The organism is Brevundimonas sp. (assembly GCF_030656255.1).
In the GTDB taxonomy this organism is placed as follows: Bacteria; Pseudomonadota; Alphaproteobacteria; order Caulobacterales; family Caulobacteraceae; genus Brevundimonas.
Genome location: NZ_JAUSOE010000058.1, coordinates 1 through 11,237, shown reverse-complemented (window position 1 = coordinate 11,237; position 11,237 = coordinate 1). Strand labels below are relative to the sequence as shown.

Annotated in this window: 9 protein-coding genes; 4 read left to right on the top strand and 5 right to left on the bottom strand. The window is 66.9% G+C overall.

From position 1 onward, the window contains the following. Nucleotides 1–141: 141 nt before the first annotated feature. Both Q7J26_RS06390 and Q7J26_RS06385 read right to left on the bottom strand, forming a co-directional pair. Entirely contained in the window at nucleotides 142–1,962 is a 1,821-nt protein-coding gene (locus tag Q7J26_RS06390) for an ATP-binding protein (protein WP_304935662.1), read from the bottom strand. Nucleotides 1,963–2,047: 85 nt separating this feature from the next. After that, the gene (locus Q7J26_RS06385) at nucleotides 2,048–2,353 is read right to left on the bottom strand and encodes a BolA family transcriptional regulator (RefSeq protein WP_304935661.1); all 306 of its coding nucleotides are present in this window, start codon (nucleotides 2,351–2,353) and stop codon (nucleotides 2,048–2,050) included. A 45-nt stretch (nucleotides 2,354–2,398) separates the two neighbouring features. Between Q7J26_RS06385 and Q7J26_RS06380 the strand changes: the two genes are divergently transcribed. Next, nucleotides 2,399–3,067 (top strand): J domain-containing protein, encoded by a 669-nt coding sequence (locus Q7J26_RS06380; RefSeq protein ID WP_304935660.1) that lies wholly within the window; start codon nucleotides 2,399–2,401, stop codon nucleotides 3,065–3,067. A 23-nt stretch (nucleotides 3,068–3,090) separates the two neighbouring features. On the opposite strand, the gene Q7J26_RS06375 is transcribed toward Q7J26_RS06380, so the two are convergent. Together Q7J26_RS06375 and Q7J26_RS06370 are read right to left on the bottom strand one after the other, a co-directional pair. Next, nucleotides 3,091–3,771, bottom strand: a complete 681-nt coding sequence (locus Q7J26_RS06375; RefSeq protein ID WP_304935659.1) for an SDR family oxidoreductase — start codon at nucleotides 3,769–3,771, stop codon at nucleotides 3,091–3,093. Between the two features lie 43 nt (nucleotides 3,772–3,814). Continuing rightward, complete coding sequence (locus Q7J26_RS06370; protein ID WP_304935658.1) at nucleotides 3,815–4,984, bottom strand: N-acetylmuramoyl-L-alanine amidase; 1,170 nt, start codon at nucleotides 4,982–4,984, stop codon at nucleotides 3,815–3,817. A 515-nt stretch (nucleotides 4,985–5,499) separates the two neighbouring features. Here Q7J26_RS06370 and Q7J26_RS06365 point away from each other — a divergent pair. Genes Q7J26_RS06365 through Q7J26_RS06355 form a run of 3 tightly spaced genes read left to right on the top strand, consistent with a single transcriptional unit; the run spans nucleotide 5,500 to nucleotide 10,573 of the window. Next, complete coding sequence (locus tag Q7J26_RS06365; protein ID WP_304935657.1) at nucleotides 5,500–8,283, top strand: ribonuclease E/G; 2,784 nt, start codon at nucleotides 5,500–5,502, stop codon at nucleotides 8,281–8,283. A gap of 58 nt (nucleotides 8,284–8,341) precedes the next feature. Beyond that, nucleotides 8,342–9,742, top strand: a complete 1,401-nt coding sequence (locus Q7J26_RS06360; RefSeq protein ID WP_304935656.1) for a M48 family metalloprotease — start codon at nucleotides 8,342–8,344, stop codon at nucleotides 9,740–9,742. A gap of 30 nt (nucleotides 9,743–9,772) precedes the next feature. Beyond that, a complete protein-coding gene (locus Q7J26_RS06355; RefSeq protein ID WP_304935655.1) occupies nucleotides 9,773–10,573 on the top strand; it encodes a thioredoxin domain-containing protein in 801 nt (266 codons plus the stop codon). Between the two features lie 129 nt (nucleotides 10,574–10,702). Here Q7J26_RS06355 and Q7J26_RS06350 read toward each other — a convergent pair. Further along, nucleotides 10,703–11,237, bottom strand: a 535-nt coding sequence (locus Q7J26_RS06350) for an EF-Tu/IF-2/RF-3 family GTPase (RefSeq protein WP_304935654.1), incomplete at its 5' end; no start/stop codon positions are given.

Sequence of the window (11,237 nt, the reverse complement as noted above, 5' to 3'; positions counted from 1 at the left end):
CGGTGAGAATCTTCTTCATGGGATGTCTCCATCTGCGGTCGAACCATTCGACTTGCCCGCACTATGGAGACTGGCGGCTGAGGCGGGTCTGAACCGGCGAAGTCGCCTGCCGTTCAGACCAGGACCGCCTTTTGGCCTTAATCAGGCGGCGACTGAATGCTCTGACGCAGGCGGCATGGCGCCGCCCACGGCCTCGCGTCCGCCCGGAACCCGGCTCATCATCTCGGCCAATGCGCCGAAGTCGATGGGTTTGGTCAGATAGGCGTCCGCGCCCGCGTCCAGGCCGGCCTGATGATCTTCACTGCGCGCCGAGGCGGACAGCACGACGATGGGCGTATCAGCGTTGAGCCCCTGGCCTTCGCGAATCTTGCGGGTCGCGGTCAGGCCGTCCATCACCGGCATGTTGACGTCCATGATGATCAGGTCGAACTGCTGTTCGTTCGCCGCCTCCAGGGAAAGCTGACCGTTCTCGGCTGTCGCGGTGACATGAGAGGCCGTGCTCATCCAGGCTTCCAGGATCATGCGGTTGACCGGATGATCCTCGACCACCAGCACCCGCAGACTTTCGCCGCGTTCGATCTCGGCCTCGACCCGTTCGGTCGAAACGCGACGGCTCCATTCCACCACCTCGGCTTCGACGGACAGGGTGAAGCTCGACCCCTGCCCCACGGTCGAATCGACGCTGATGTCGCCGCCCATGATGTTGGCCATGCGCCGGGCGATGGTCAGCCCCAGGCCCGTGCCGCCGAACCGGCGCGTCGATGAGGCGTCAACCTGGGTGAAGGGCTGGAACAGCCGTTCGAGATCGGTCGGAGAAATGCCCGTGCCGCTGTCGGTGACGCAGAACTCGAAGCCAACCCTGCGGTCGGAAATACGCCGGCCGCGCACGACGTAACGGATTTCGCCCGCATCCGTGAACTTGACCGCATTCGAGAGGAGGTTCTGCACGACCTGGCAGACCCGCAGCGGATCTCCACGCACCACGGCTGGAATATCCCCCTCCAGATCCGACACGAAGGTCAGGCCCTTGGCCTCGGCCTGGGCCTCGAAGGGTCCGGAAATCCGGCGTTGCATGTCCTCGACGACGATATCGACGACTTCGAAAGTCATCTTCCCGGCCTCGATCTTGGTCATGTCGAGGATGTCGTTCAGCAGCGACAGAAGATTGTCGCCGGAATTGCGGATGATCGACAGATATTCCCGCTGGGTGGTTTCAAGTCGCGTCGCGCTGAGCAGTTGGGCGGCGCCGAGGACGCCGTTCATCGGCGTGCGAAGCTCATGCGAAATGACGCCCAGGAAATTCGACTTGGCGTCATTGGCGGCGTCGGCCTTGTCGCGCGCAGCCTCCAGTTCCTCGATCAGATGGGCTTGATGCGCCTGGAAGGCTTCGATCCGACCTTCGCGCAGCATGGTCATGGTGACCAGAACGAACAGGCAGGCCACGGTGAACGGCAGAACGGCCAGCATCGACCAGAACTGCGGCGTTCCCCACAGGCTGAACAGGATGATGCAGGCGGCGACGCCATAGGGCGAAGAGATGATGACGGCCTGCCGCGGCGAACTGCGCAACTGGGCGAAGACCAGTACATAACCCGAAATGATCAGGGCGACGGCCAGGGTCTGGCCGAACGCAGAATCCGAGAACCAGGCCATCAGCGGCGCAGCGGCCCATGCAGCGGTGGTGACGGTCGCCACGGCTGGAAACACCATGCCCCACCCGACATCGACACGGTGGCTGAGCTTGTGTTCGACGACGCCGCGAATTGACCCTGCAGCCAGGGTGACCACGAACCACATCATCGCCTGCCACCAGGCCACCGTGCCCAGCAGGCCCAGGGCCCAACTGGCGATAATCAGGTACCGCAGATACTGGGTCTGCAGGATGGCCGTCAGGGCCTGAGCAGGATCGCCCGCGCGCCGGTCGCCCGGAAAGGCCTTCGCGACGCCGTCAGATTCCACCATGTTCCAGCCGTCCCCACGTTCTGTTTGGTCGCGTGACGCTAGGGCGAAGGTTCTAAGACGGAGTGAACGCTGGTTTTTTCCGCAATCAGACGCTGTGGACATCCTCGGCAGGGGTGAGCGCCTTGATCGACAGGGCGTGAATCGGCCCCGCAAGCTCGGCCTTCAGCAGCCCGTTCACCGTCCGCTGTCGCAGCACCCGCGACTGTCCCTCGAACGCCGCGGAGACGACCACCAGGTTGAAGTGGCTTTCACCGCCGGGCCTGGCGTCCATGCCGCCTTCGTGGTGGTGACCGGCGTGCCGTGCGCTGTCGTCTTCGATCTCCAGCCGTTGCGGCGAAAGCGCGGCGTTCAGTTTTTCACGGATAATCGTCGCTACGGGGCCGTCTGACATGATCGTTTCCTTGAAGAGGTCCAATTCCACACTACACTTCGGGCGATGTCCGCTTCCTTTCAATACAAGCCGCGCTTCACCGACATTCGGGTCAAGCCGCCGAAGCCCGAGGAGGAAGCCGCCAAGGCGGACGTCCTACACCTCAAGCCGGGCGAGAAACCGTGCCAGTGGCCCGACTGCCGCAAGGCCGCGACCGCCAAGGCGCCCAAGTCGCGCGAGCGGCTGAACGACTTCTATGAGTTCTGCCAGGCCCATGCGGGCGAATACAACAAGGGCTGGAACTTCTACGCCGGGATGAGCGAGGGCCAGGTCCGCGCCGTCCAGGAGAACGAGGCCATGACCGGCGGGCGTCCGACCTGGGAGATGAAGGCCGGCAAGTTCACGCGCGAAGCCGCCGCCTTCTCCGCCAAGATGGGCACCGCCAACAACACCGGCGCGGGCTCGTGGCGCGACAGCTTCGGCCTGTTCGGCCGTCGCGGCGACCAGGCGCCCCAGTCCCCGACCGAGGATCGCCGAATCGGAAAGCTGGAACGCGCCGCCCTGGCCGACCTCGATCTCGATCCCGGCGCTGAAAAGGCCAAGATCAAGTCTCAGTACCACGACCTCCTGAAACGCTTCCATCCGGACACCAACGGCGGCGACCGCGGCGCCGAGGCCAAGCTGCAACGCGTCATCAAGGCCTGGAAGACGTTGAAAAAGGCCGGCCTGGCCTAAACCAAGCCGGCGGATCCGCGCCTTCAGTCGGCGTAGATCATCTTGCGGGTCATGCCGCCGTCCACCGTCAGCACCTGTCCAGTGACGAAGCCGGCGTCGGCGAGATAGAGGACGGCCTTGGCGATGTCCTCGGCGCGTCCGACACGACCCACGGGATGCTGGGCGTGATCGCTTTCGCTCAGGCCTTCCGGCGCGGCGATCCAGCCCGGCGCGATGGCATTGACCCTGATCTTCGGCCCCAGGCTGATCGCCATCGCATGTGTCAGGGCGGACAGCGCGCCCTTGGCCGCGGCATAGGCCTCGGTCTGCGGCTCCGACATGGTCGCTCGGGTCGAGGTCATATGAATGATGCCGCCTCCTTCCCGCAGGATCGGGATGGCGGCGCGCGACATCAGGAAGGCCCCCGTCAGGTGGCTGTCCACCGTCCGGCGCCAGGCCTCCAGCGACAGTTCGGCCAGGGGGCCGTTGGTCGGATCGGCGACGCCGGCGTTGTTGACCAGAAGATCCAACTCCGACCATCCCAGTTCGGCATAGGCCGCCGTGACAGAGGTCTCATCGCCGACGTCGCAGAGCACCGACCGCGCGCCGGACGAGGCGGGCTTGAGGTCAAAGGCGGCGACCTCCCAGCCCCGATCCGTCAGGGCCTGACAAAGCCCGGCGCCGATCAGGCCTGCGCCCCCGGTGATGATCGCTCTCTTTTTCATAGTCACGCAAACCGCTGAGCCGAAGCCTGGTTGCAGCCAGAAGTCAGGGCTGCCCCGCTCCATCGGTCGACGCCGTCATCAACGGGGCCGACGGCTCGCGGAAATAGCGGTCGATGCCGTCGGCGACGGACTTCATCAAACGCCGACGCGCACGTTCGTCGGTCAGCAGACGTTCGTCTTCGGGATTGGTGATGAAGCCCATTTCCAGCAGCACGGCCGGCACATCGGGCGCCAGCAGAACGGCCAGGCCGGCGTCGCGATGGCTGCGACGCAGCAACGGGTGGTCCGAACCTTCCAGATGGGTCAGCAGGACGCGGGCGAACTGGGCCGAACGGTTCTGGGTGGCGCGCTGGGTCATGTCCAGCAGGATGCGGTCCACCGACGGGTCTCGCCCCGGCAGGTGCAGTTCGCGGTGCCAGTTGTCGGTTCGCGTGAACTCGCGCACGGCCCGTCCTGCGCCCTGTTCCGACAGAGTATAGACGCTGGCGCCGCGCAGGGCCGGATCGGACCCGGCGTCGGCGTGCAGCGAGATGAACAGATCGGCGTCCGACTGGCGCGCGATGGACACGCGGCGATACAGATCGACATAGGAATCATCGGCCCGCGTCAGGCGAACACGATAGCGGCCGGTACGCTCCAACTCGGCCTTCAGAACGAGGGCGGCGGCCAGGGTGACCTGTTTCTCACGCGTCAGGGCTCCGCTGGCGCCGGGGTCCTTGCCGCCGTGGCCGGCGTCGATGACGATCAACGGGCGTTCGGCGCGACGCGGCGCCGGCGTCTGACGCGGTGCAGGCCGCGAAGCGGCGACTGCCCCGCCGACGGCCTTCAGATCAACGACATAACGATAATGGGCCACCCCGTCTCCGGGCGGCAGCAGAAAGCGGCGCTCGATCTCGCTGCCGCGCGCCAGCTCAAGCTCGACCCGAGACGCCCCGCCCGAGGCGCTGACCTGATAGGTGCGCACCAGGCCGGAACCGCCGCCGCTCAGGCCGCGCCCCGGCGCGACGCCGTTCAGGGCCAGGGTGACCCGCCCCCCGGCGCCCGTATCGATCACACGGCCCTGCGTCGACTTGTCCAGATCAATGACCACGCGGGTCCGGTCGCCGTCCGCGCCGAAGCGCACGCCCAGCACATCCCCCTGAGCGCCCCAGGCGAAACCACGCGTCGCGAACAGGGCGACCACGCAGATGACGACGAAGGCCAAGGCGGTCATCGCCCATTCCCTCGCGCCCCAGCGCTCTACACCTGTCAAAACACGACCGCCCATAGCGACGTCGAACCCAATCCTACTGGAACCTGGTCGCCATCATGCCAGACGCTCGTATTCAGGGGGTTAAGGCCGAACACCTTTTAATTCGCGTCCGGCGTGACTATGATGTGACTGCTCGCGAACCGATCGCGCCTTTTTCGCCTTTGCGGAACCCGGCGCGCCCTCCTCGCGGCGCTGACTTTCACCAATCCGAGAACCGCGCCGGCGTCGCCGGTGGTTCGAAGAGCGGACCAGGGTCGCGGCCTTCCCCGTTTTACGGATTGGCGCGCCCGGTTCAGGACCGACGACTTCCATGGGCCTTTCCGCCTGCGTTCCCCAACGGCTTGACCAAGCCCGCTTCGCCGTTTTCGGCGAGGGGATTTCGCGCGCCCCGGCCCTTTCCCCCATTCGGCGAGCCGCCGTGAGCCTGTCCAGAGTTCTGGAAGGCCCGGCCCGTGCGCGCCAGAGAGAGACTATCCATGTCAAAGACAATGCTGATCGACGCGGCCCACCCGGAGGAAACCCGGGTCGCCATCGTGGACGGACGCCAGATTGAGGAATTCGATTTCGAATCCCGTGCGAAGCGCCAGCTTCGCGGCAACATCTATCTCGCCAAGGTCACCCGCGTAGAGCCCAGCCTGCAGGCCGCCTTCATCGAATACGGCGGCAATCGCCACGGCTTCCTGGCCTTCAACGAAATCCACCCGGACTACTACCAGATCCCGGTCGCCGACCGCGAAGCCATCATGGCCGAAGCGCACGACGACGACGATGACGACGATCTGGGTCGCGAATCCGACGACGACGCCGATCCCGAAGCCGCTCTGGCCGACGAAGAGCGGCTGAAGCGCCGCCTGATGCGCCGCTACAAGATCCAAGACGTCATCAAGCGCCGCCAGATCCTGCTGGTTCAGGTCGTCAAGGACGAGCGCGGCGCCAAGGGTGCGGCCCTGACCACCTGGCTGTCGCTGGCCGGCCGCTACTGCGTCCTGATGCCCAACACGGGCAAGGGCGGCGGCATCAGCCGCAAGATCACCAACACCTCTGACCGTCGCCGCCTCAAGAGCGCCGTCTCGGCCCTTGAAGTGCCCAAGGGCATGGGCCTGATCATCCGCACGGCGGGCGCCAAGCGCACCAAGGCCGAGATCAAGCGCGACTATCAATATCTGCTGCGCCTGTGGGAGACGATCCGCGAGACCACCCTCGCCTCCCACGCCCCCTCGGTCATCTACGAGGAAGAGAACCTGGTCCGCCGCGCCGTGCGCGACATGTTCGACAAGGACTTCGACGGCATCCAGGTCGAGGGCGTCGAGGGCTTCAAGGAGGCGCGCGACTTCATGCGCGTGCTGATGCCGTCGCAGGCCAAGAAGGTTCACCTGTATCGCGGTTCGCGCCCCCTGTTCGCCGCCAACGGCATTGAGGAATTGCTGACGCAGATCCACCAGCCGGTCGTGCCGCTGAAGTCGGGCGGCTATCTGGTCATCAACCAGACCGAGGCCCTGGTTGCCATCGACGTCAACTCGGGCCGCGCCACCAAGGAACGCAACGTCGAGCAGACGGCGTTCAAGACCAATATGGAAGCGGCGGAAGAAGCCGCCCGCCAGCTGCGCCTGCGCGACCTCGCCGGTCTGGTCGTGATCGACTTCATCGATATGGATGAGGGCAAGAACAACCGCACGGTCGAGCGCGTGCTGAAGGACGCGCTGTCGTCCGACCGCGCCCGCATCCAGATGGGCCGTATCTCGCCCTTCGGCCTGATGGAGATCAGCCGCCAGCGTCGCCGCCTGGGCGTGATCGAGGGCGCGACCGAGGCCTGCCCCCACTGCCAGGGCACCGGCCGCATCCGCTCCGCCGAATCCGCCGCCCTGATGACCCTGCGTGCGGTCGATATCGAAGCCGGCAAGAACGGCGCGGGCGTCGTGGTGCTGAAGGTCTGCACCGCCGTCGGCCTGTACATCCTGAACCACAAGCGCGCCTATCTGCAGTCGCTGCTGGAACGTCGCGGCCTGAACGTCGTCGTCCAGATCGACGACAGCCTGGGCCAGGGCGAGCACAATATCGATCGGACCGAGACGAACGAGGACTTCGTCGCGCCCGAGATCGAAATGCCCAACCTCGACGACGACTTCGACCCGTCCCTGTACGAGGATGAGGACGAAGATGAGGACGAGGAAATCGTCGGCGACGACGAGGATGAGGATGATGAGGCGCTGGACCGCGAGGACAGCGACGACGACGAACCGCGCGAACGCGCGGAACGCGCCGAGTCCGGCGGTCGTGATCGTGGCCGGGGCCGCAATCGTCGCCGTCGCGGCGGGCGTCGTGACGACGAAACCGCCGATGTCGCCGAAACCGTCGAAGCCGCCGATACGCTGAACATCGACGACGCCTCGGACGACGAAGAGGACGAGAACGGCCGTCGCCGTCGCCGGGGCCGCCGTGGCGGTCGCCGCGTCCGCGAGGACGGCGAACGCGACGTCTATACCTGGGTCCGTGGCCGCACCCCGTCGCTGGACGATCCTTACGTCTGGTTCGACCCGCTGAACCCGGGCCGTCCAGAGGCGCGCGCCGAACGTCCGGATCGCGCTGAGCGTCCGCAGGCCGCCCAGGCCGAGGTCGAAGGTCTGGACGCCGTGGCGTCCGACGGCTCCGGCGAGGAAGGCGGCCGTTCGCGTCGTCGCCGTCGTCGCGGCCGGGGTCGCGGCGGCGACGCCGTCGGCCACGAGATCAAGGTCGAGAACCGCGCCACCAACGAAGGCATGCCGCCCGACGGTTCGCCTCTGACGCCGATGGCCGTGGTCACTGAAGCCGACGCCGTCCAGACCCAGACGCCGGAGACGGACGTCCCCGCCGTCGCGGCCGAACCCCAGCGCCGTCGCGTTCGCCGTAAGTCCGCCAGCGCCGACGCCGTGATCCAATCGGCGCCGGAAATCGAAGCCGCGCCGGAACCGGTCGAGGCCGCGGTCGAGCCGCACGCCGAACCCCACCCCGACACGGCCATCGAGCCGAACGAGGCCGCGGTCGAAGGCGCGCCGGTCGAACTGGACGTCACGCCCGAGGAAGCCCTGACCGCTGCGCCGGTCGAGGTCGCCCCGGTCGAAAAGCCCGTCCCGCCGGTCGCCCCCGAACCGCAGCCCGCCGTCCTGTCGGAACCGTTCGTGGCCCCCACGCCCGAGATCGACGTCGAGGCCATCATCGCCGAGGATCCCAACCAGATTTCGGCCCCGCCTGAAAAGCCCAAGCGTGGGTGGTGGCGCCGCTGATCGGTCACGATTAGACTGTCAGGATGCAGACGGGGGTCGGCCGCTACTGGAGTACGCCATGACGTGGCTTCCCCGATCCGCATCTCGTGTTCTGGCCGCGGCGGCGGTGGGCTTTGCAGCCCTCGTCGCCGCCGGCCAGGCCTCGGCGCAGAGCCTGATCCGCGACACCGAGATCGAAGGCATCATCCGCGACTGGGCCGACCCCGTCTTCGTCTCCATGGGGCTGAACCCTGCGGACGTCGAAGTCCTGCTGGTTAATGACAACGAGCTGAACGCCTTCGCCACGCGCGGGCGGATCATGGGGGTCAACACCGGCCTGATCCTGCGCACCAAGACCCCCAACGAACTGCTGGGGGTGATGGCGCACGAGGCGGGCCATATCAAGAACCGCCACACCCTGCGCGACGGGGCCCAGAACGCCGCCAAACAGCCGATGTTCATGACCATGGCCCTGGGCGCCCTGGCTATCGCCGCCGGCGCCCCGGACGCCGGCGTGGCCCTGCTGGGCTCCAGCCAGTATTTCGGCACGATCGGTGCGCTTCAGTATATGCAGGGCCAGGAGGGCGAGGCCGATCTGACCGGCGCCCGCGCCCTGGAAGGCGCCGGCGAGTCCGGCGCCGGACTGGTCTCCTTCTTCGAGAATTTCCGCGCCCAGGAGGTCTTCTCCGACGCCCGCCGCTATCCCTATTTCCGCAGCCACCCCCTGTCGTCGCAGCGGATCGAATCCATGCGCCGCTTCGTGCAGGACCAGCCCCACTATGAGCATCGCGACAGCCCCGAGCGGTTGGCCCAGCACGCCCTGATCCTGGCCAAGATCCACGCCTTCATGGATCCGCCGAACACCACCCTGCGCGCCTATCCCTCGACCGACACGGCCCTGCCAGCCCGCTATGCTCGCGCCATCGCCTGGTATCGCGACGGCCAGACCGACAAGGCCCTGTCGGCGGTGGACGCCCTGATCGCCGAGGACCCGCAGAACCCCTATTTCGCCGAGCTGAAGGGCCAGATCTATTTCGAGGAGGGCCGGCCGGTCGAGGCCGTCGCCGCCCACCGCGAGGCCGTACGGCTCAAGCCCGACGCCCCGCTGCTGCGCATCAACCTGGCCCACGCCCTGATCGGCACGGACGACCCCAAGAACCTGGACGAGGCCATCGACCAGCTGAAACACGCCACCGTGGCCGAGCGGGAAAACACCATGGCCTGGCGCCTGCTGGGCCAGGCCTACGCCGCCCAGGGCAAGGAAGGCGAGGCGCGCCTCGCCACGGCCGAATATTATTTCGCCGCCGGCCAGGAACGCGAAGCCACCCAGTTCGCCCTGCGCGCCCGCAGCATGCTGGACCCCAATTCGATGGAATGGCGCCGGGCGGTGGACATCGTCCTTGCGTCGGGCGCCACGCCGGACGATCTGCTGGACCTCGACCGCCGCGACGCCGCGCGCAAGCCGGCCACGCTGAACTGACGCCCTGCCCCTTACGGACTGCAAGCCATCATGACCGACGACGCCCCCGCGCCTGAGCCCCACGCCCCGCCGCCCGCCCCGCCGCCCGCCAAGAGCAGCCGCCTCACGGGCGCGGTCGCCGGCTATGTCGCCCTGGGCGTCTCGGTTGTGGCCTTGGGCCTGGCCGCAGCCCCCTATTTCGGCGGCGGTTCGGGCGACGACGTCCGCACCTATCTGCTGGCCCACCCCGAGGTGCTGCAGGAGGCCAGCCTGGCGCTTCAGGCCAAGGAGGGCCAGGCCCGCGTCAATGACACCAATACGGCGGCGGCGGCCAATGCGACCCTGCTGGCGCCCGACGCCCGCGACCCTGCCTTCGGCCCGGCCGACGCCAAGGTGACGGTGATTGAATTCTTCGACTTCCGCTGCCCCGGCTGCAAGGCCGTCGCGCCCCAGTTCCGCGCCCTGATGGCGGCCCATCCGGACGTCCGCTTCGTCTTCAAGGACTGGCCCATCCTGGACCGGGGCGAGGACGTCGCGTCCCAGTACGCCGCCCGCGCCGCGCTCGCCGCGCACCAGCAGGGCAAGTATCTGGAGGTCTACGACGCCCTGATGACCGAGCGCGCCCTGACGCCGGAGTCCATCGACCGCATCCTGGCCGAACACGGCGTGGACATGGCCCGCGCCAAACAGACCCTGGTCGCGCCGGAAACCACCCGGCACATCGCCGACATCCATACGGCCGCCGCGGCCCTGAAGCTCCAGGGCACGCCCACCTTCTTCGTCAACGGCAAGGCCGCCGCCAGCATCGACCCCGCAGAGATCGCCCGAATGATCGAGGCGGCCAAGCGCTGATCCGACGCCGCCTGCCCCAACCCAGACAGCAAAACGGCCCCCGGATCGCTCCGGGGGCCGTTCTGTTACGCTACTCAGTCTGTCTGGCCTCAAGCAGCGCGTGAGCGCGTTAGGCCACAAAAAGAATGATTACTCGATGATCTTGGCGACGACGCCGGCGCCGACGGTGCGGCCGCCTTCACGGATGGCGAAGCGCAGGCCCTGATCCATGGCGATCGGGGTGATCAGTTCGACGTTCAGCTCGGCGTTGTCGCCGGGCATGATCATCTCGACGCCTTCCTTCAGGTGAACGATGCCGGTCACGTCCGTGGTGCGGAAGTAGAACTGCGGGCGATAGTTGGTGAAGAACGGGGTGTGACGACCGCCTTCTTCCTTGGTCAGGATGTAGGCCTCGGCCAGGAACTTGGTGTGCGGGGTGATGGAGCCCGGCTTGCACAGCACTTGGCCGCGCTCGACGTCTTCACGCTTGGTGCCGCGCAGCAGAACGCCGACGTTGTCACCGGCTTGACCTTGGTCCAGCAGCTTGCGGAACATTTCGACGCCCGTGCAGGTCGTCTTCTGGACCGGACGGATGCCGACGATTTCGACTTCTTCACCGACCTTGACGATACCCTTTTCGACGCGGCCCGTGACCACGGTGCCGCGGCCCGAGATCGAGAAGACG